We start from the raw sequence: 18,925 nt of genomic DNA on the forward strand, positions 1-18,925 counted from the left end.
ATGCACCCCGCCCCCCACCGCGGCTCCTCCCGCGGGCGGGGGGCGGGGACACCCCGCTCCCGCCGTCGCGCCGCGGCCGCCGTTGTCGCCGCCGGCACGCTGCTCCCCGCCGCGTGCGGCGGCACCCCCGCGGACCGCTCAGCAGTGGACGAGCTCTCGGTCCTCGCGACTACCGGCATCCTCGCCGACCTCGCGCGCCACGTCGTCGGCGACCGGATGGACGTCGTCCAGCTCGTCCCCACGGGCGCCGACCCGCACAGCTACGAGCCCACGCTGCGTGACGTGCGGTCGGTGGTCTACGCCGACGCCGCCTTCTCCAACTACATGCTCCTCGAGGACCACTCCATCATCCGGACGATCGACGGCAACCTTCCGGCGGGTGTCCCGAACGTGGCGCTCGCCGAGGCCGCGGTGAAGTACGCGGCGGAGATCATCCCGCTCGTGGAGAACGTCTCGCTCGACACCGTGTGGCTGGGCCTGCGGGTGCGGGGCGACGGTGAGCAGCACGGCGCCTCGCGCACCTCCAAGGTCGAGCTGCGCGCCACCGACGTCACCGGCCCCGGCGAGCTCGTCGCCTACCTCACCGAGACCTTCGGCAACCCGGCCTTCTACGTCGACTCGAGCGACGGCCTGGACGACGACGACGTGACGAGCCTGCCCCCGGAGGCCCACACCCACATGAGCTGGGCCTTCACCGAGCCGGGCATCTACGAGCTCACCCTGGCCGCCGACCTCACCGTCGACGACGGGTCCGAGGTGGCGGTGGCCCCGGAGACCACCTTCACCTTCGCCGTCGGCGTCGACCCGCACTCGGTGCCCGGCCACGAGGGCTCCACCGTGCTGTCCCAGGGCCACGCGGACCTCGCCGTCGACCTCGACGAGGGGGAGGTCTACGTCTACGCCGACCCCCACGGCGGCGGCGAGCTCACGCAGCAGGTCCACGCGGCGGACGACGTCGTCATCGACGTCCCCACCCGCGCGCTGCACGAGATCCCGCCCGACCCGGGCTTCCGCTTCCTCGGCCGCGCGGGCGAGCAGGTCTACCAGCTTCCCCAGGCGGTGCTCGGCGCCCACGTTCACGGGGAGATCGACCCGCACCTGTGGCAGAACGTCGCCAACGCCCAGTCCTACGTCGAGATCATCCGGGACACGGTGAGCGAGATCGACCCCGCGGGGGCGGCGGAGTACCGCGCCAACGCGGACGCCTACCTCACCGAGCTCGAGGAGCTCGACACGTACGTCGAGGAGACGATCGCCCAGATCCCGCCGTCGCGGCGCTACCTCGTCACCACGCACGACGCCTTCGGGTACCTCGCCGCCGCCTACGACATCGACATCGCCGGCTTCGTCACCCCGAACCCGGCGACCGAGCCGAGCATGCAGGAGCGCCGCCGGCTCGTCGAGACGATCCGCAACCTCCAGATCCCGGCCGTGTTCCTCGAGCCGAACCTCATCGCCCGCTCCTCCACGCTCGTCGAGACGGCCGAGGACCTCGACGTCGAGGTGTGCCCCATCTACGGGGACACCTTCGACGACACCGTGACGAACTACGTCGAGATGATGCGGTTCAACGCCGACACGCTGCGGGAGTGCCTGTCCTGATGCGCCCCACCACCAGACCAAGGAAACCCGTGTCCCGACCCCACGCCCTCGCCACGCTCACCGGCGCCGCCCTCCTGCTCACGGCCGTCCTACCGGCCGCGGCGTCCATCGAGGACGGCCTCGACCAGAACGTCGACCGGGGGGAGGAGATCGGGACTGCGCAGGTGGTCGTCGACAGCGGCCACGTCGACATCGGCCCGCGGTTCATCGACGGCGAGTGGACCGTGCTGGCCCGCGACGACACGAGCGCGCCGCCCGTGTGGCGCGAGCTCGACGACCTCGTGCTCCGTCTCGGCGACACCGCCGTGCTGCCGGCTCCCGAGGACGAGCAGTTCGCGTTCATCGACGCCGAGCCCGGCGCCGACGTCCACGTCATCCCGCAGACGGAGGACTACGAGGTGCCGTGGCTCGGGTGGAACAGTCAGGACCCCGAGGTCGTCGACCAGCTCGTGCGCGGAATGACCCTGCGCCTGCACGGCGTCCAGGGCCCCGGCCAGCTCACCGTGTTCCTCCAGAGCGGCAACTTCGCCGACGCCGAGCTGCTGTGGACCTCCGACGACCCGCAGCCGCAGGACATCTGGGCCGACACCAACACCCACGTGCACGCGAACTGGGTCTTCACCGATCCCGGCACCTACCTCGTGGACGTCGAGCTGCGCGGTGAGCTCACCGACGGCACGACCGCCGGCGAGCGCGCCGTCCTGCGCTTCGCCGTCGGGGAGGACACCGACCCGGCCGAGGCCTTTGCCGCCACGTTCGCGGGCGGGCAGGAGGCGGCCACCGACGACGGCAAGGCGACGACGGACGCGGCGTCGGCGACGGAGGAGGCGACGGCCGCGGACGACGCGGGCGGCCCGGCGGCCGAGGACGCAGCGGAGGAGGGCGGCAGCGCCGCTCCGCTCCTCGCGATCGGCATCGCCGCCGTCGTGCTTGTGTTCGGCGCGATCGTCGCCGCTGGTGTCATGCGCTCGCGGCGTGACCGCCGCGCGGCGCTCGAGCCGGGTGATGAGCGATGACGACGACGCAGCAGAGCGCCGCGCCCGCTACCCGGGCGGGCGGCGCCGAGCTCACCGTGCGCGGCCTCGCCGTCGACCTCGGCGGCCGACCGGTGCTCCGTGACGTCGACCTGTCCGTCGCGGGCGGGGAGCTCGTCGGTCTCATCGGGCCCAACGGTGCCGGGAAGACGACGCTCATCCGCTCCGTGCTCGGTCTCGTCCCGGTCCGCGAGGGTGACGTCGACGTCTCGGGCAGCAGCGCGCGGGCCGCCCGGCGGACGGTCGGCCACGTCCCGCAGCGCCACGAGTTTGCCTGGGAGTTCCCCATCAGCGTGCACGACGTCGTCCTCTCGGGACGGGTCGGGACCATCGGCTGGCTGCGCCGGGCCAAGGTCGACGACTTCCGCGCGGTCAACGAGGCGCTCGAGCGGGTCGGCATGGCCGACCTGCGCGACCGGCCCGTGGGCCAGCTGTCCGGCGGCCAGCGCCAGCGGGTCCTCGTGGCGCGCGCGCTCGCGCTGCGCCCGCGGCTGCTCCTGCTCGACGAGCCCTTCACCGGCCTCGACATCCCCACCCAGGAGCTGCTCACCGACCTCTTCAGGGCGCTGAGCGACGAGGGCCGGGCCCTGCTCATGACCACCCACGACCTCGCCGGAGCCATGCACACCTTCGACCGCCTCTACCTCGTCAACCAGGCGGTCGTCGCCTCGGGCCCGCCCGCGGAGCTCACCGACCCGGCCGTGTGGATCCGGGCCTTCGGCTTCCGCCCCGACTCCCCGCTGCTGACCGCGCTGGGGGTGCGCTGATGCTCAGCCTTGTGGAGTTCTTCCAGGACCTCGGCAACCCGCTGCTCTCCTTCCTTCCCAAGGCGCTGCTCGTCGCCGTCATGTCGGCGGTCGTCTGCGGCGTCATCGGCAGCCACGTCGTGCTGCGCGGGATGGTCTTCGTCGGCCACGCGGTCGCGCACTCGGTCTTCCCCGGCCTGGCGATCGCCTTCGTCCTCCAGGGCTCCCTCGTCGTCGGCGGCATGGTCGCGGGCGTCCTCACGGCGGTCTTCGTCGCGGTGTTCTCCCAGAACCGGCGGCTCAAGGAGGACAGCGTCATCGGGATCTTCTTCGTCGGCGCCTTCGCGCTCGGCATCGTCGTCATCTCGGGCGCGCCGGGCTACTCGGGCTCGCTGCAGAACTTCCTGTTCGGCTCCATCACCGGCATCCCGGACTCCAACGTCTACGTCGTCGCGGGGGCGGGCGTGGCGATGCTGCTGCTCGCCTTCCTGTTCCACAAGGAGATCGTCGCGGTGAGCCTGGACCGGGAGATGGCCCGCTCGGCCGGCCTGCCGATCCTCGCGCTCGACATCCTGCTCTACGTCATGGTCGCCGTGTCCGTGGTCGTCTCGGTCCAGGTCATCGGCAACATCCTCGTCATCGCGCTGCTCGTCGTCCCGGCGGCGACGGCACGGCTCCTCACCGACCGGCTCGGGCTCATGATGGTCCTCGCACCGGCGATCGGTGCGGTGTGCGCGTTCGTCGGTCTCTACCTCTCCTGGGCCGTCGACATCCCCACGGGCGGCACCATCGTGCTCCTCGCGACGGCGGTCTTCGTCCTCACCTGGGTGCTGGCGCCCCGGCACGGGCTGCTCGGGAAGCTGCTCGCGCAGCGATCTGTCGCCGACGGCGAGGAGCGCGCGGTCCGGGAGCCGGTCGCGGCCTGACCGAGAGTCCTTGAGGGCAACCCGGCCCGATGTCACAGCCATCGCGGTCGCGCCGACGGACGTGGTCGACGTGGTTGGCGAGAGTTCGTCGGGTCGGGTTGATGAGGGGCCCGGACCTCGCAAGAGGTCCGTCGAAGCGAGTCCTCGGGGTATGTCCCTGTCGGACGCGTGGGCAGGAGCGACCGCCCTTCTTCGCCGCCGGCGACTCCTGCACCACCCGCCGGATCGACGGAGAAGTGACATCGATGCCTCAGCAGCGCCCCGGTGGCCGGCTCGAGGCGAGAGGGTGGATGCCAAAGCCGTCTGGGTCCACTCCGCAGCGGCCGCCGCAGGTGCCCCCGACGACTCCGGCGAGCTCATCGAAGAAGTAGCTCCTACAGGCTGAGCCGCCGGTACCGCTGGAGGCGGCGGAACCCGGCGGCCGGCGGCGTGCCGTCGACGGGGGCGACCGCCGCGGTGAGGGCGGCCCGCACGGCCTCCCCGTCGAGGTGGAGGCCGATCGCCACGAGCTCGCTGCCCGGTGCGGCGTGGCGGGAGGAAGCCACGTGGAGGGAGTGGCCGACGACGTTGACGGTGTAGGAGCGCCACACCGTGCCGGGGCGCACCGTCACGGTGCCCTTCATGCGGTAGACCCCCGGCGGCGGGTCCTCGAGGAGGGCGACGACGCGCGCCGGGTCGGCGCCGCCGGGTGCGGTGACGGTGACGGAGTCGGCGTGGACGTGCGGGTGCGACCCGGTGTCGGCGAGGAGCAGCTCGCGCAGCGGGAGCTGGCCCGGGTCCTCGGCCGGGTCTGCGACGTCGTAGAGGAGCCCCGGGTCGATGCGCCCGCCGACGGCGCCGACGACGTGCGCGCGCGGGTTGAGCTGGTGGACGCGGGAGGCGACGGCGTCGACGGCGGCGTCGCGCTCGGCGGCTGGCAGCTGGTCGAGCTTGTTCACCACGACGAGGGACGCGACGCCGTAGCGAGCCGGCGGTCTCGGGTCGCGGTCGACGGTCTCGTGGTGCCGCACGGCATCGACGACGTCGACGATGCCACCGGGGCGCACGCCGTCGGTACCGCTGAAACGGATGAGGCGCGCGAGGGTCGCGGGGTCGGCGAGGCCGCTGGCCTCGACGATGATCGCGTCGAGCCGCAGGCGCGGACTCGCGAGGCGCTCGAGGGCCGAGTCGAGCTCGTCGGTGTCGGACAGGCAGCACAGGCAGCCGCCGGTGATCGCCGCCGGTTCGTCCACTTGCCCGGTGACGAGGCCGGCGTCGACATTGAGGTCACCGAAGTCGTTGACGACGACGCCCACGCGGGCGCCTGGCTGCCGCAGGACGTGGTTGAGCAGGCTCGTCTTTCCCGCTCCGAGATACCCGGTGAGTGCAATGACGGGGACGGGCCGGGGCAATGCGAGTCCTTCCTCCGGCACAGCAGCGGGGGAGGAGCGGCCGTGGCCGCGCCTCCCCCGCGCCGGGAACGATCAGTGCTCGTCGTAGTGGTCACCGTGCGCGGCGTGCTTGTGACCGTCGTGGACGTAGTCCGTGTGGTCACCGTGCTCCACGGCCTCGTGGCCGCAGGCCTCGCCGTGCTCGTGCTCGGTGGTGGTGTGCTCGGCCTCGGCATGCGTGGTGCTCATGAGTGCTCCCCATCGTTCGGCGTGGCCCCGCGGGCCACCGGTTCCTGGACGTGCGCGAGGGCGTCGTCCACCACGTGCTCGACGTGGCGGTCGGCGAGGGAGTAGACGACCTCCCTGCCACTGCGTTGGGCAGCAACCAGTCCGGCCTGACGCAGGGTTCGCAGGTGCTGGGAGACCAGTGGCTGTGACATCGCGGCCACCTCCACCAGTGCTCCCACTGTCCGCGGCTCCTGGCCGACGAGGCGCAGCAGTCTCAGTCTCGACTCGTTGCCGAGCACCTTGAACAGCTGTGCCGCATCTGCCAGACCAGGTTCCTCGTGCACGTCACACTCCACCATATGTATGAAAAGATTGCAATATGTTCATGTTAGATGAGAATGACTCCTGTGTCCATGTCACCCCGGCCGAGCGGGCGGGGTCAGCCCTTCTGGCGACCCTTGAAGCGCGGGTTCTGCTTGTTGACCACGTAGATGCGCCCGCGACGGCGGACCACCTGCGCACCGGGCTGCTTGGCGAGCGACTTGAGAGACGAGCGGACCTTCATGGGACCTCCTGGGTCGGGGCACGTCGGGGAGCGTCGTGCTCGGGGTGGGGTTGCGGATGTGGGCTACCAGCTCGACTTGCGCACGCCGGGTAGCTCCCCGCGCAGCGCCATGTCGCGGAAGCGGATCCGCGAGATGCCGAACTTGCGCAGGTGGCCGCGCGGGCGGCCGTCACCGACGTCGCGGTTGCGCAGGCGTGTGGGGCTCGCGTCGCGGGGGAGCTTGTGCAGGGCGCGGATGGCGGCCCGGCGCTCGGAGTCGGGCAGGTTCGGGTTGACGGCGGCGCGCTTGAGCTCCGCGCGACGGTCGGCGTAGCGCTCGACGATCTCGCGGCGCTGGGCGTCCCGGGCGATCTTGCTCTTCTTGGCCATCAGCGCTCCTCCCGGAACTCGACGTGGCGGCGGGCCACGGGGTCGAACTTCCGCATGGTCAGGCGGTCGGGGGTGTTGCGGCGGTTCTTGCGGGTGACGTAGGTGTACCCGGTCCCTGCCGTGGACCGGAGCTTGATGATCGGGCGCACGTCGGTGCGCTTGCCGGCCATCAGAGCTTCTCCCCGCGCGCGAGCATGTCGGCGACGACGGCGTCGATCCCGCGCTTGTCGATGATCTTGATGCCCGTGGTGGACACCCGCAGCCGCACGTTGCGGCCGAGCGACGGCACCCAGTAGCGGCGGGCCTGGATGTTGGGGTTGAAGCGGCGCGACGTCCGTCGGTGGGAGTGGGAGACGCGACGGCCGAAGCTCGGCGCCTTCCCGGTGACCTGGCAGTGGGCGGACATGACGGGGACCTCCTGTACGATAATGAGAATCGATCTCAACAACAATAGCAGGAGGCGCTTGATGAAGTCCGGCATCCATCCCGAGTACGGCCCGGTCGTCTTCCGCGACGCCGGTGCCGGCGTCGCCTTCCTCACCCGCTCCACCCTCCGGCCGGAGGAGACCGTCGAGTGGGAGGACGGCAGGACCTACCCCGTCTACGACGTCGACATCTCCTCCGCCAGCCACCCGTTCTGGACGGGGCGCTCGCGGGTGCTCGACAGCGAGGGGCGCGTCGAGCGCTTCCGCCGCCGGTACGGGCAGCGGGGTGCCGAGCAGTGAGCGAGGTCCCCGTCATCACGCTGTGCACCACCGACGAGGTGCTCCGGGGGTCCGCCGCGGGCGCACTGCTCTGCGACATCCCCGGCGCCGTCGTCCTGCAGCACGACATCGACGTCCACACAGGCGCCCTGCGTCGCGTGGTCTACGACGCGTCCGGGGTGCGGTCCGACACGGAGCGGCGACTCGACCACGCCTGCGCGTCCTGCGCCACGCGGGAGGACATCCTGCCGACGCTCGAGGAGCTGGTCGCCCAGCGCCCCGCGGCGGTCGTCCTCGCGCTGCCGACGGCGATCGAGGCCGTCCCGGTCCTCCACGCGCTGCGGACGGTCCCGGGCGCGGTGCCCGCGGGAGTCGCGACCGTCGTCGACCTCGACGCGCTCCTCGACGACCTCGCGAGCGGCGACCGGCTCGGCGACCGTGGGCTGGGGGCGGCGCCGGAGGACGACCGCACGATCGGGGAGGTCGTCGTCGGCCAGCTCGAGACGGCCGACGTCGTCCTCGTCTCGGGCGACGGCGACGAGCGGGCCCAGGCGCTGGTCGCCCACCTCGTGGGGCCGGACCGGCTCGCTCCCTGGTACGCGGTCCCCACCGACCGGCTCCTCGACGCCCGTCCGGATCCCAGGCGCGGTGACCTACTGGCCGTCTCGGCCACCGGAGCGGAGCCGGCCGAGGACGTCTGGACGGTCGACCTCAGCTCATGGCGGCCGGTCCACCCGGAGCGGCTCATGGAGCGGGCCGAGGAGCTGGGCGGGGCGGCCGTGCGCAGCAAGGGGCACTTCTGGGTCGCGAGCCGGCCCCGCCTCGCGTGCGCGTGGGACGGGGCGGTCGGTGACGTGAGCATCGGCCGCATCGGGACGTGGGACGGCGAGCCGCGCACGCACCTCGTCGTCACCGGCGTGGGCGGCGAGCCGCGCCGGGTCGTCGACGCCTTCCAGGAGGTCCTGCTCACCGACGTCGAGCTCGCCGGCGGGCTGGGGTCGTGGGCGGGTGAGGGGGACGGGCTGGACCCCTGGCTCGGCGCCGTCGGCGACGCCGTGTAGGAGATCCGCAGCGCTCCGGAGTCGCGCCCATCGCCCCGCGGCGCGACAGGCTGTCCTGCCGCCGCACCGACGCCTGACCCGCTCAGCACCGGCGCGGCCAGCGACCGCTCGCGGGGACGCACCCGGCACCTCAGCGGACGAGGTCGGCGAGGTCCCGGAAGAACCGCCCGATGCCGGTCGCCCCGTTCCACGGCAGGTCACCGTCACCGGCGACCTCCACCATCCGGCGCGGCAGCTCCAGGGCGCGCGTGTCGGCCAGCGCGAGCAGGGTCGCGGCGCTCTGCTGCGGGGTCGGGCGGGCGCCGTCGAGGACGACGCCGGTCGACAGCAGCCGCTGCAGCCGGACGGTGACCGGCTCGCCGAGGATCCAGTAGCGGGGGTCGTAGGGCGTGCGCAGCTCGTGATGGGCCAGGTGGTCGGCGAAGCCCGCGAGGTACGACGCGAGGCCGGTGGCCGGGTCGCCGCCGCGCTGCCGGCGGGCGCCCTGGGGCAGGATGCGGAGGCACAGCGGGAAGTCGGCGAGCGCACGCAGCGTGGTCGCCACCTGGGGTGGCGTGGGGGCCGCCTGGCCACCGAGAAGGCGGGTGACGTCGTCGCGATGCAGTGCCGACAGGACGCGTTCGGCGTGGTCGCGGGAGGCGAGGTGGGACAGGACGGGTGCAGTGGTCACGGCGGGGCTCCCGGGGAGAGAAAGGGTGCACCCCATACATACGCCCGTCCGACCCCCCGGTTGAGGGGTCCAAAGTCCCCTCTTGCGCGAGGTCGGCCACACCTGCGCGCTGGTGCTGGTCGAGTCCTGCGTCGCGGGTGAGCAGCCCGACCCGCTGCCCCGATGAGTTCGCCCCGTGCCTGGGGTCCACACCTGGGACAGCACACCTGAACCAGGAAGGATCCCGAGCATGAGGCTCACCGTTCACACCTTCGTCTCCCTCGACGGCGTCATGCAGGGCCCCGGCGGCCCGGAGGAGGACCCCAGCGGCGGCTTCGACCGCGGCGGGTGGATGGTCCCGGTGGCCGGTGAGGGCTTCGGCGCCGTCGTCGACGGCTGGTTCCAGCGGACCAGCGAGCTGCTCTTCGGCCGCGTCACCTACGAGATCATGGCCGGCTACTGGCCGCAGGTCACCGACCCGGCCGACACGGTCGCCGCCGCCCTCAACGGCCTGCCCAAGCACGTCGTGTCGACCACCCTCACCACGCCGACATGGGCCAACACGGCGAGCGTCGTCGCCGCCGACGTCGCCGCCTCGGTCCGCGCCCTCAAGGAGCGGCCGGGGGAGGAGCTGCAGGTCCACGGCTCGTGGCAGCTGATCCAGACGCTGCACAACGAGGGGCTCGTCGACGAGTACCGGGTCATCGAGTTCCCGGTTGTCGTCGGGGCGGGCAAGCGGCTGTTCGACGACGGCGCGGCCCCGAGCGGCTTCGACGTCGTGGACACCGAGGTGCTCGACGGCGGGGTGGTCTCGCGCGTCCTGCGACCGGTGCCCTTCGCGTCCGGGACCTACGGGGTGGAGGAGGGCCGGGAGACCGCGACGGCGTGAGCGGGCCCGACTCCGCGCTCGCTGCTGGTGCGGCGTGCCGGTCGCCTACCGTGGACGGAGGTCGCGAGGGCGGACCGGGTCAGGCAGAGGTGGTGCCCGGGAAGGCTTGCTCCGCACTGCTGGGCTCGAGGGGCTCGTTGTCGACGCCGACGATGTCGACGAGGTCGCCGATGCGGGTGACGTCGAGGAGGAAGCGGACCACCGGGGGCGGGCTGATGAAGGTCGGGCGCTGGCGAGTGGCCTGGATGAGGCGGCTGAGCGCGGCGAGCACCGAGGAGTCCATGAACGTGACGTCGCGGACGTCCACTTCGACCGGGACGTCGTGCAGGACGGCCTCGTGGACGGCGTCGAGGAGCTCGACCTTCATGAGCATGTCGAGCTCACCGCTGAGGACGAGGCGGACGCGGTCCGGTGACGCGATGAGCGTGACGCTGCCCGCTGCGGGCTCGGGGAGCTGAGATTGGGTGGACATGGTGGCCTCGTCTCTCCCGTAAGGACGTGCGTGCCCTCGTCGGTGTAGATGATGATCGACCCGCTGGCGGGAGGAGTTCGTTCGCCTCTGCAAGTCTCGGCGGTACGCCGAGCGCCGTGCGGAGAGTGTCGTGCCGGGGCGGGTCGAGACCCGCGGTCCACGCCGTTTCTTGCGCAGGTTAACACCGTACGTCTACGGTGTATACCCACGCAAGCGAGATCGAGCGCTAATCTGGCGCCGACCTCGCGGAAGGAGCTCAGTGGTAGGGGCAGGAACACCCGCGCACGACGACGCCGCCCGTCAGGCCAGAGAGCGCCGTCGGGAGCCGTTGAGCCGCGAACGGGTCCTTGCGACCGCGCTCGAGATCGTCGACGACGGCGGTGCCGAGGCGCTGACGATGCGTGGCCTCGCTCGCGAGCTGGGCTGCAACGCCATGGCGTTGTACCGCTACGCGGAGAGCCGCGACGCGCTGGTCGACAGCCTCGTCGAGAGCGTCATGGCCGATCTCGTGACCACGCCGGGCGCGACGGACTGGACCGCGGAGCTGCGGCGGGTGGCCCACCGTTTCCGCGCGCTGGCGGTCGCTCATCCCCGCATGGTGCCACTGCTCGTCACGCGCCCGCTCGCCACGCCGCTCGGGCTGCGTCCGCTCGGCACCCTGCGGCCGCTCGAGGTGCTGCTCGACCTCCTCGTCGACGCCGGCTTCTCACCGGCCGACGCGCTCCACGTCTACCGTGCCTACTTCGGCTTCCTCTACGGCCACGTCCTCACCGAGCTGCAGGAAGTGGTCGCGGACCCCGACGAGAGCGATGCCCTGCTCCGCCTGGGGCTCCACCGCCTCCCGCGGAGCGAGTTCCCCCGCGTGCGCGCGCTCGCCGACGAGCTCGCCACCTACGACGGCGTCACGGAGCTCGACCAGGGCCTCGACATCCTCCTCGCCGGTCTGCAGCGCCAGCTCCGCTACGCGGACTGAGCCGAGCCGGCCGCGAAACCGCGGGTGTCAGGCGGTCGCCCCGACTCCCAGCACCACCCGTGCCACGACCCGCACGGCGTCGAGCAGCTGGTCGAAGGACTCCTGGTACACCTCGTCGGAGCGCCGGTACGGGTCGACGATGTCGTCCAGCTCGGCGGGCACCTGCGCCCGCTCCCGCGCCGCGAGGGGCACGAGAGCCGCCAGACGCTCGGCTGGCCGGGCGCCGGGACCGGCAACGTTGTCCAGCTCGGCGGGGTCGACGGCGGCGGCCAGCCGGGCGAACTCCCGCAGCGTGAAGCTGCGCCGGACGGCGGCGGGCACATGGTCCACGACGTCGGCGCGGTGCTGACGCGTCGCGGTCAGCACGAGATCCGCCCCGGCGACCATCGGCTCGGTGACCCGCCGGGCGGCGAAGCCGTCCGCGGAAACACCGGCCCGTTCGAGCAGGGCGACCATCGGCGGCTGGATCGGCTCGCCCACGAGCGCCCCGGTCCCGGCGCTGTGCACCGCGATCCCGCTCTCGGGGGCGAAGGCGGACCGGAAGAGCCGTTCGATGGCGGGGGAGCGGCAGATGTTTCCCGTGCAGACGATGAGGAGCGTGAAGTCCTCACCCGATCGGTATGCCGCCATGGCCGTCCCTTCCCGTCGCCAGTAGGCCTTGAGCCTATCGACATCGACCCCTGGTGGGATGGCGTGTCCACGGGCGCGGGAGGAGACTTGTCGTCACCGGTTCACGTATCCCGGGAGCCGGAGCAACGGTGCAAAGGGGTAGTCATGGCTCTGATCAACCCGTCGGGCGCCAACACCGGCATGTACCAGCCCCAGCGCGGCGGCCACGAGCTGCCGGTCCTGGTCACGCTCAGCGACGTCGTGCGCGCGTGCAGCGCGCATGACGACGTGTATCTCCGGTTCAGCTACAGCCCGGACGACTCGGACACGAGCAACCGGCGCGAACGCGAGAGCGGTAACCTGCTGCCGGGCGTTCCGGCCTGGCCGATGTGCCCCGAGCCGTGGTGGGGCGCCGGCTCGCGCACGTGGATCGCGCGTCAGCTCACCCGGCACTCCCACCTCGTCCACAGCGGCATCGAGCCGTGGCTGATCGCCGGGCAGGTTCGCGGCCGCGGGCCGGACTGCGAGCCGCTCATCGCCCACCTGCGACCCCTGGCGCTCGTGAGCCACAAGGTGCTCGTCGAGGCGGACGAGTCCTACGCCGCCTGGCAGACGCGCGCCTTCCGCTCTCTCACGGGATAGCACCAGGGGAGGAGGTCGTCACCTGTCGGGCCGTGATGTGATGGTCCCCGTGACGGACAACTTCCCCAGCTGGCTCGACGACGACGGCGGTTCCGCCACCCGTGACATGCGCCCTGGTGCCCGTGCGGCGACCAGCAGCACCACCGACGGCGGTGGCACGTCGCGTCGTCGTCGCAAGAAGAAGGGCCGCAACCGCACGGTGCTGGCGCTCGTCATCGTCGGCATCCTGCTCGGCCTGATCGCCCTCCTGGTCCTCTTCGCCCTCCAGGGGCGGACCGCGGTCGTGGAGATGCGGGCGGCGATGCCGCTGGTGTCCGAGCTGCGCCAGGAGGCGCTGGGCGGGCAGACCGACGCCGCGAGCTCCACGGCGGTTGACCTGCGCGAGCACACGAGTGCCGCCCGGGACGCCGTTGCCGGGCCGCACTGGGCGGTCGCGGCGAGGCTGCCGTGGGCCGGCCCCAACGTCGAGGCCGTCCGCACCGCCACGGTCGTGGTCGACGACCTGGCCGCGGACGCGCTCCCCGACCTCGTCGCCGCCACGGACATCGTGGCCCCCGCGCGGCTCGCTCCGCAGGACGGTCGAATCGACCTCGCCCCCTTCACGGAGGTGGCTCCCCGCGTCGTCGCTGCGAACGATGCTGTGCTCGCGGGCAGGGACCGTCTCGACTCGGTGGACTCGAACGAGCTCGTCGGCCTGCTCGGCGACCAGATCGACAACCTTAAGGGCCAGGTGGGCGAGCTCGCCGGTCTCACCGCGACGGCGTCGCGCGCGGTCCAGCTCATCCCGCCGATGCTCGGCGCGGACGAGTCGCGCGACTACATCTTCATGGTGCAGAACAACGCCGAGCCCCGTGCGACGGGCGGCCTGACGGGCGCTTTTCTCCTTGTCCGTGCAGACGATGGCGCGATCGAGCTGGTCGAGCAGCGTTCGGCGGGCGAGGTCGGATACTTCGGCGACGGGGCGGTCGAGCTGACGGAGACCGAGGTCGCCCTCTTCGGCACCCAGCTGGCCCGCTTCCCGGGCAACGTCACCGCGACGCCGGACTTTCCTCGCAGCGCCGAGATCATCCGGGCGATGTGGAGCGAGGGCGTGGGCGGGGAGGTCGACGGCGTCCTGTCGTTGGACCCGGTCGCGCTCGGTGAGCTTCTCGAGGCCACCGGGCCGATCGGTCTCGACGAGGACGAGCTCGGCGCCCTGGGTGTTTCGTCAGAGATGTTCGAGGGCGACGCCCAGCTGAACGCGGACAACGCCGCGGACATCATGCTCAACGGGGTGTACCGGTACATCGAGGACACCGGCGCCCAGGACGAGTTCTTCGAGGTCGCCGCTGCGGAGATCTTCTCCGCCGTCATGGACGGCGAGGCAGCGCCGGCCGCTACCGTGGCGGCGCTTGTGCAAGCTGCGGACGAGGGACGCATGTTCGTCTGGTCGGCTCACGAGGACGAGCAGGAGCTGCTGAGCGGGACGTCACTGAGTGGCGAGCTCCGCGGGGACGACGGCCGCGGCGCCCCCGTCGTCGGCGTCTACGTCAACGACCTGAGCGAGGCCAAGATCGCGTACTACCAGCGGATGGAGGTCGAGATCGAGGCCAAGCAGTGCCACGCCAACGGCAACCAGGACCTCACCGTCACGGTCACGCTCGCGTCCGACGTGCCCGACGACGCGCCGGACCTGCCGCCGTCCGTGGTCGGCGCCGGTCGGATCGTGGAGGAGGGCGACATGCGCTCGAACCTCCTCGTCTACGCCCCCACCGGTGGTCGAATCACGGACGTGCGTGACCCGAACGCGGACGAGGTCGGCGCGTTCCCCCAGGTGCACGACCAGCAGGTGGTCGTCGGCCGGCGGGTCAGTCTCAGCCCAGGAGATTCCGTCATCACCCAGTTCGACATCACCACGGGTCCGGGTTTCACTGAGGACGCGGTCCTGAGGACGACTCCGGGGCCGGGCGGTGAGAGGTACATCTCGACCGCGTTGACATGTCGACAGTAGCCGATAACCTTAAGTCCGACCGATCGACCGACACGGTCCTGACGACCCAATGGGGGAAGACCATGATCCGACGCGCATTCGCTGGCCTGCTCGCGGCCGCTCTGCTCGTGCTCGCACCGACCGCTGCGTTCGCCACCTATGGTGAGGACGACTTCGACGCAGTGATCTCCACGACCAACCCGGCTCCGGGCGAGGCCTTCACGGTCACCGTTCAGGCGCCCTCCGGCACCGACGTCACGCTCACGATCTCCTCGGACGCCGTGGAGGACGACGACATCGAGATCGCCGGCACCAAGTCCCTGACCAAGACCTCCGTCGACGGCGCCGCCGTCTTCAGCGTCACGCTTCACGCTGAGGCGGTCTACCAGATCGTCGCCACCGACGCTGACGGCAACGTCATCGAGACCTTCCAGGTCGTTGTCGGCGACGGTGGGGTCACCCCCGCTCCCGGCGACGGTGGGGCCACCGCTGCTCCCGGCGCCGGCGAGGGCACGGGCGGCGCCGCCGGCCCGTCCCTCCCCGAGACGGGTGCGACCGCTACCCCGCTCATCATCGGTGGCGTCGTGCTGCTGCTCGTCGGTGGCGCGGCTCTGTTCCTGGCCCGCCGCGGCAAGGTCACTGCCTGACGCCCCATCGTCACGACCGTCTTCGGAGGGCCCCTGCGAGCAATCGCAGGGGCCCTCTGAGCGTCCGGGAGGGAGCTTGCCCAGTGCGTGACCCGCACGCGCGCCGTCGCCACCGCCTCACGGCAATGCTCGTCGCTCTGTTCCTCCTTCCCGCGTGCGGCGCGCCGCAAGACGCCCTAGGGTCCTCGACCGACGAGCCCTCTGCCGCCGCCTCGCCGACGGCCACGTCCGACCCCGCTGCCTACGCGGACGAGCTGACCGAGCTCACCAACGAGGCGCGCGACGAGGAGGGGCTGCCCGGCCTCGAGTACTCGGACTGTGCGCGGGAGGCCGCTCTCGAACGTGCCCAGGCCCTCGTCGGGCAGGAGGAGCTTGTCCACGCCCCGCTGAAGCCGGTCATCGACCGGTGCGCGCCGGTGACCACGGCGGCGGAAAACCTCGTCAACAGCACAGCGCGGCCGATGGATGTGGTGGAGGCGTGGCTCGGGTCGCCCGGCCACCGCGCCAACATCATCGATCCCGACCTCACCGAGATCGGGATCGGCTGCGTGCCCGACGGCGTCAAGCTGCTGTGCTCGCAGGTGTTCCTCGGTCCCTGACCGTCCGTGTCCCGCGCGGGTCGCCCAGCCCGGGCTCTGCTCGGTCCCGTCGTCCCTGAGGTGAAGTCCATGCCGTTCCGCTCCAGCCGCCCGTGGTCCGTCCTCGGACTTGGGGCACTCGTCGTCCTCAACATCGTGCTCATCGGACTCCTCGTCGTTCGACCGGCGCCCGGTGTCGACGGCGGCGCCCCCGAGGTTGCGCCGTCGGCGAGCCCGGCGGAAGCTGCGGAAGGTGAGCCGCCGGCGAAGCGGGAGCCGGTGGAGCTCCCGACGCCGAGCGAACAGCCCGACCGGCGTGAGCCGGCCGAGCGGATCATCGTCGGCGCCGACGCCGCGACGGCTTGGCGGGCAGAGGTCGGTGACTGCTCGGACCCGGCGACTCTCGAGCGCACCAGCAACGGTGGCGAGAGCTGGGAGGAGCTGGCGCTCGACCTGGCGCCGGTGAGCAGGGTGCGCGTCCTCGGGCCGCAGACGCTCTTCGCGATCGGGGGAGCGGCCGACTGCGAGCCGACGTACCTCTCCTCGTCCACCGCGGGCTCCAGCTGGCTCAGCAACGACCAGTACCTCGAAGGCTCCTGGTACCTGATCCCCTCGGACAGAGCGACGATGGCGACGCCGGCCGGCACGGTCGCAGCACCGTGCGAGGCGGTCGACCTCGCCGCGCTCGACGCCACCGACGCCGCGCTGCTCTGCCGGGACGGCGATCTCGCGCTCACCTCCGACGGAGGCGCGTCCTGGGAGGAGACCGAGGCGCCGATCACCGCCTCCGCGATCGGCGTGCGGGACGGTGGCTTCATCCTGGCAGGGGCCCACGAGAGCTGTGACGACGACGTCGCCGTCGTGCTGACCACCGTCGATGGTGCCGCGCTGGACGATACGTCGTGCGTGGATGCTGGGGACGGTCCTCTCGCCGTGTCCGGTGGTCCTGACGCCCTGTGGCTGTGGGCGGGCGACGCGACTTACGTATCGACCGACGGCGGCCAGAGCTGGTAGCTCGGAAGGGCGTCGGGGGAGCATCCGCCGGGATCTCGTCGAGCCCGGCCAGGGGGCAGCGCCTGCACCGTCGAGGACAGTCCTGCAGACAGACGAGGGACCCGTCATCGTGCGCTCGTTCGTCGCACCCTGGCCGGAGCAGCGTTGCTCCGGCAGGGCCGGTGCGAGAGCGCCCGCGCCCACCGAGGGGCGTGGCTCTGCGGATCTAGCGGCGCGAGGCGGAGAGCTTCTCGCCGGGCCAGGTCGAGCGCTTGGCGTGAGTGGGCTGGGGCGCCGACGTCCGGCGGCTGGAGCGCGTCGCGGACACGCGGGAGCCGGTGAGCGAGGGGTCCTCGCTGCTGTAGTACTCGTATGCGTAGCGGTCGCGCTCCTTGCGCTGCGCCTTGTTGAGCACGATGCCGAGCACGTGTGCGTCCACCTTCCCGAGTGCTTCGAGCGACGTCCGCAACTGCGGCTTCTGGAGGCGGTCCGCACCGGCGACGACCAGGGTCCCACCCACGAGCTTGCTGAGAATGGCAGCGTCGGTGACGGGGAGCAGCGGCGGGCTGTCGATCAGGACGACGTCGTAGGCTCCTGCGAGGTCGCCCAGGAGGCGAGTCATGGCACGCGACCCGAGCAGCTCGCTCGGGTTCGGCGGGATCTGGCCTGAGGGCAGGATATCCAGCGAGGTGCCGTGCCAAGGCTGGACGACGTCCTCGACGTTCGCACGGCCGATGAGGACCGTCGTCAGACCGACGCGTCCCTCGAAGCCCATGTACTTCGCGACGGAGGGACGGCGCAGGTCCGCGTCGATGAGGATGACGCGCGCGCCGGCGTCGGCGAGAGAGGCTGCCAGGTTGATGGCCGTGGTCGTCTTACCCTCGCCTGGGACGGAGGAGGTGACGACGATCGAGCTCGGACGGTCACCGAAGTCGACGAACTGGAGGTTGGTGCGAAGACGGCGGATCGCCTCGGCTCGGGCGCCCATGGAGTCGTCGTGCATGAATACTGGGTGGTCGGTCGCCGTGAGGTCTACCGGCACGGTTGCCAGCGGCGTCACGTCGGTGACGGCGGCGATGTCGTTGTCGTCGCGAACCTTCGTGTCGAGCAACTGACGGAGGAGGGCTACGCCTACGCCTAGGAGCACACCGAGTACGAGGCCCATCGCGAGGTTCCGAGCGGTTCTCGGCGAGGACGGCGAGTCTGCCACCTGGGCCTCGCTCAGCATGGTCGCGCGGACCGTCTCGGTACCGTCGGGCCGCTCGGGGGAAAGGCCGCCGACCGTAGACGCCAACTGATCTGCGACCGCGTTCGCAAGGTCGCGCGCCAGGACCGGGTCCTCATCCGTTGCCGCGATGACGAGGATCGTCGTGTCCGTGGCAACAGACACATTGAGGGCAGCCGCGAGTTTGGAGGCGTCCCCGCCCAGTCCGAAGCGGTCCGCCACCGGGCCGAGCACGATCGGAGACTTGGCGACCTCGGCATAGGACGCCATCTGCTTCTCGGTAAACGTCGAGCCCTGCGCGAGATCTGACACCGACTCGCCTCCTTGCACGGCGAAGAACATCCGCGTCGACGAGGTGTACTCCGGCGTGGTGAGAAGCGTGCCTGCTGCGGTTGCGGCAAGGGTCAGCAGCCCAACGGTGACGACGGTCAGCCATCGTGTGCGCAGCACCTGCAAGTAGTCGCGCAGATCCATTCGGTCCCCCGGTAGCCCAGTTATCGTGCCGAAACATCCTCCCACACCTTCGCGTGTAGCGGCTTCAGGCCGAAGCGATGCCAGCCGTGCCGTCGCCGCGGCACTGGGGCGCTTCGGCCCTCCGAACCGGCGGCTCAGGGGCTCTCCGGTAGGGAAGACGGAGCGCCCTTCCGGGGCGGAGGAGGCAGTCGGCCTGAGGA

Annotated in this window: 24 protein-coding genes; 13 read left to right on the top strand and 11 right to left on the bottom strand. The window is 71.6% G+C overall.

Going from position 1 to position 18,925, the window contains the following annotated elements; all coding sequences use genetic code 11:
• From GD632_RS07725 to GD632_RS07740, 4 genes are read left to right on the top strand one after another with little or no spacing between them, the layout of a single operon-like run.
• A complete protein-coding gene (locus tag GD632_RS07725) occupies window positions 1–1,602 on the top strand; it encodes an anchored repeat ABC transporter, substrate-binding protein (protein ID WP_152190940.1) in 1,602 nt (533 codons plus the stop codon).
• Window positions 1,603–1,631: 29 nt separating this feature from the next.
• Window positions 1,632–2,618: a choice-of-anchor M domain-containing protein gene (locus GD632_RS07730; RefSeq protein WP_226924739.1), complete on the top strand. Its 987-nt coding sequence runs from the start codon at window positions 1,632–1,634 to the stop codon at window positions 2,616–2,618.
• Entirely contained in the window at window positions 2,615–3,403 is a 789-nt protein-coding gene (locus GD632_RS07735) for an anchored repeat-type ABC transporter ATP-binding subunit (RefSeq protein ID WP_152190631.1), read from the top strand. The genes GD632_RS07730 and GD632_RS07735 overlap by 4 nt, the downstream gene beginning before the upstream one ends.
• A complete protein-coding gene (locus GD632_RS07740; RefSeq protein ID WP_152190633.1) occupies window positions 3,403–4,308 on the top strand; it encodes an anchored repeat-type ABC transporter permease subunit in 906 nt (301 codons plus the stop codon). The genes GD632_RS07735 and GD632_RS07740 overlap by 1 nt, the downstream gene beginning before the upstream one ends.
• Before the next feature lie 374 nt (window positions 4,309–4,682).
• On the opposite strand, the gene GD632_RS07745 is transcribed toward GD632_RS07740, so the two are convergent.
• The 7 genes from GD632_RS07745 to rpmB form a co-directional block, all read right to left on the bottom strand.
• Entirely contained in the window at window positions 4,683–5,699 is a 1,017-nt protein-coding gene (locus GD632_RS07745) for a CobW family GTP-binding protein (RefSeq protein ID WP_152190635.1), read from the bottom strand.
• Between the two features lie 72 nt (window positions 5,700–5,771).
• Entirely contained in the window at window positions 5,772–5,927 is a 156-nt protein-coding gene (locus GD632_RS07750) for a zinc transporter permease (RefSeq protein WP_152190637.1), read from the bottom strand.
• Entirely contained in the window at window positions 5,924–6,250 is a 327-nt protein-coding gene (locus GD632_RS07755; RefSeq protein WP_226924740.1) for an ArsR/SmtB family transcription factor, read from the bottom strand. Before GD632_RS07755 ends, GD632_RS07750 begins: the two co-directional genes overlap by 4 nt.
• 95 nt (window positions 6,251–6,345) lie before the next feature.
• A complete protein-coding gene (gene ykgO / locus GD632_RS07760; protein WP_152190641.1) occupies window positions 6,346–6,471 on the bottom strand; it encodes a type B 50S ribosomal protein L36 in 126 nt (41 codons plus the stop codon).
• A gap of 63 nt (window positions 6,472–6,534) precedes the next feature.
• On the bottom strand, window positions 6,535–6,840 hold the full coding sequence (rpsN, locus tag GD632_RS07765; RefSeq protein ID WP_152190643.1) for a 30S ribosomal protein S14: 306 nt from the start codon (window positions 6,838–6,840) through the stop codon (window positions 6,535–6,537).
• Window positions 6,840–7,010 (bottom strand): 50S ribosomal protein L33, encoded by a 171-nt coding sequence (rpmG, locus tag GD632_RS07770; protein WP_152190645.1) that lies wholly within the window; start codon window positions 7,008–7,010, stop codon window positions 6,840–6,842. The genes rpsN and rpmG overlap by 1 nt, the downstream gene beginning before the upstream one ends.
• Window positions 7,010–7,246, bottom strand: coding sequence for a 50S ribosomal protein L28 (rpmB, locus tag GD632_RS07775; protein WP_152190647.1), 237 nt, complete (start codon window positions 7,244–7,246; stop codon window positions 7,010–7,012). Before rpmB ends, rpmG begins: the two co-directional genes overlap by 1 nt.
• Before the next feature lie 61 nt (window positions 7,247–7,307).
• Between rpmB and GD632_RS07780 the strand changes: the two genes are divergently transcribed.
• Both GD632_RS07780 and GD632_RS07785 read left to right on the top strand, forming a co-directional pair.
• Complete coding sequence (locus GD632_RS07780; RefSeq protein WP_152190649.1) at window positions 7,308–7,565, top strand: type B 50S ribosomal protein L31; 258 nt, start codon at window positions 7,308–7,310, stop codon at window positions 7,563–7,565.
• Window positions 7,562–8,605, top strand: coding sequence for a GTP-binding protein (locus GD632_RS07785; RefSeq protein WP_152190651.1), 1,044 nt, complete (start codon window positions 7,562–7,564; stop codon window positions 8,603–8,605). Before GD632_RS07780 ends, GD632_RS07785 begins: the two co-directional genes overlap by 4 nt.
• 130 nt (window positions 8,606–8,735) lie before the next feature.
• On the opposite strand, the gene GD632_RS07790 is transcribed toward GD632_RS07785, so the two are convergent.
• Entirely contained in the window at window positions 8,736–9,275 is a 540-nt protein-coding gene (locus GD632_RS07790; protein ID WP_152190653.1) for a hypothetical protein, read from the bottom strand.
• 229 nt (window positions 9,276–9,504) lie between these two features.
• Between GD632_RS07790 and GD632_RS07795 the strand changes: the two genes are divergently transcribed.
• A complete protein-coding gene (locus GD632_RS07795; RefSeq protein ID WP_152190655.1) occupies window positions 9,505–10,143 on the top strand; it encodes a dihydrofolate reductase family protein in 639 nt (212 codons plus the stop codon).
• A 79-nt stretch (window positions 10,144–10,222) separates the two neighbouring features.
• On the opposite strand, the gene GD632_RS07800 is transcribed toward GD632_RS07795, so the two are convergent.
• Window positions 10,223–10,615 carry an STAS domain-containing protein gene (locus GD632_RS07800; RefSeq protein ID WP_152190657.1) on the bottom strand — a complete coding sequence of 131 codons (393 nt, stop codon included), beginning with the start codon at window positions 10,613–10,615 and terminating at the stop codon, window positions 10,223–10,225.
• A gap of 328 nt (window positions 10,616–10,943) precedes the next feature.
• Between GD632_RS07800 and GD632_RS07805 the strand changes: the two genes are divergently transcribed.
• Window positions 10,944–11,588 (top strand): TetR/AcrR family transcriptional regulator, encoded by a 645-nt coding sequence (locus tag GD632_RS07805; RefSeq protein ID WP_226924741.1) that lies wholly within the window; start codon window positions 10,944–10,946, stop codon window positions 11,586–11,588.
• Window positions 11,589–11,615: 27 nt separating this feature from the next.
• Here GD632_RS07805 and GD632_RS07810 read toward each other — a convergent pair whose 3' ends face one another.
• The gene (locus tag GD632_RS07810) at window positions 11,616–12,218 is read right to left on the bottom strand and encodes an arsenate reductase/protein-tyrosine-phosphatase family protein (protein WP_152190662.1); all 603 of its coding nucleotides are present in this window, start codon (window positions 12,216–12,218) and stop codon (window positions 11,616–11,618) included.
• A gap of 144 nt (window positions 12,219–12,362) precedes the next feature.
• On the opposite strand from GD632_RS07810, the gene GD632_RS07815 reads away from it, so the two are divergent.
• The 5 genes from GD632_RS07815 to GD632_RS07835 all read left to right on the top strand — a co-directional run bounded on the left by GD632_RS07815 (window position 12,363) and on the right by GD632_RS07835 (window position 17,047).
• Entirely contained in the window at window positions 12,363–12,839 is a 477-nt protein-coding gene (locus GD632_RS07815) for a DUF6098 family protein (protein ID WP_152190664.1), read from the top strand.
• A 49-nt stretch (window positions 12,840–12,888) separates the two neighbouring features.
• On the top strand, window positions 12,889–14,829 hold the full coding sequence (locus GD632_RS07820) for a DUF4012 domain-containing protein (RefSeq protein WP_152190666.1): 1,941 nt from the start codon (window positions 12,889–12,891) through the stop codon (window positions 14,827–14,829).
• A gap of 62 nt (window positions 14,830–14,891) precedes the next feature.
• On the top strand, window positions 14,892–15,455 hold the full coding sequence (locus GD632_RS07825) for an LPXTG cell wall anchor domain-containing protein (protein ID WP_193311396.1): 564 nt from the start codon (window positions 14,892–14,894) through the stop codon (window positions 15,453–15,455).
• 83 nt (window positions 15,456–15,538) lie between these two features.
• A complete protein-coding gene (locus GD632_RS07830; protein WP_152190670.1) occupies window positions 15,539–16,054 on the top strand; it encodes a CAP domain-containing protein in 516 nt (171 codons plus the stop codon).
• Window positions 16,055–16,123: 69 nt separating this feature from the next.
• The gene (locus GD632_RS07835; protein ID WP_152190672.1) at window positions 16,124–17,047 is read left to right on the top strand and encodes a hypothetical protein; all 924 of its coding nucleotides are present in this window, start codon (window positions 16,124–16,126) and stop codon (window positions 17,045–17,047) included.
• A 205-nt stretch (window positions 17,048–17,252) separates the two neighbouring features.
• Here GD632_RS07835 and GD632_RS07840 read toward each other — a convergent pair whose 3' ends face one another.
• Window positions 17,253–18,725, bottom strand: coding sequence for a polysaccharide biosynthesis tyrosine autokinase (locus GD632_RS07840; RefSeq protein WP_152190674.1), 1,473 nt, complete (start codon window positions 18,723–18,725; stop codon window positions 17,253–17,255).
• Window positions 18,726–18,925: the final 200 nt, after the last annotated feature.

Origin of the sequence: Georgenia satyanarayanai (assembly GCF_009193135.1) — a bacterium.
Classification (GTDB): domain Bacteria; phylum Actinomycetota; class Actinomycetes; order Actinomycetales; family Actinomycetaceae; genus Oceanitalea; species Oceanitalea satyanarayanai.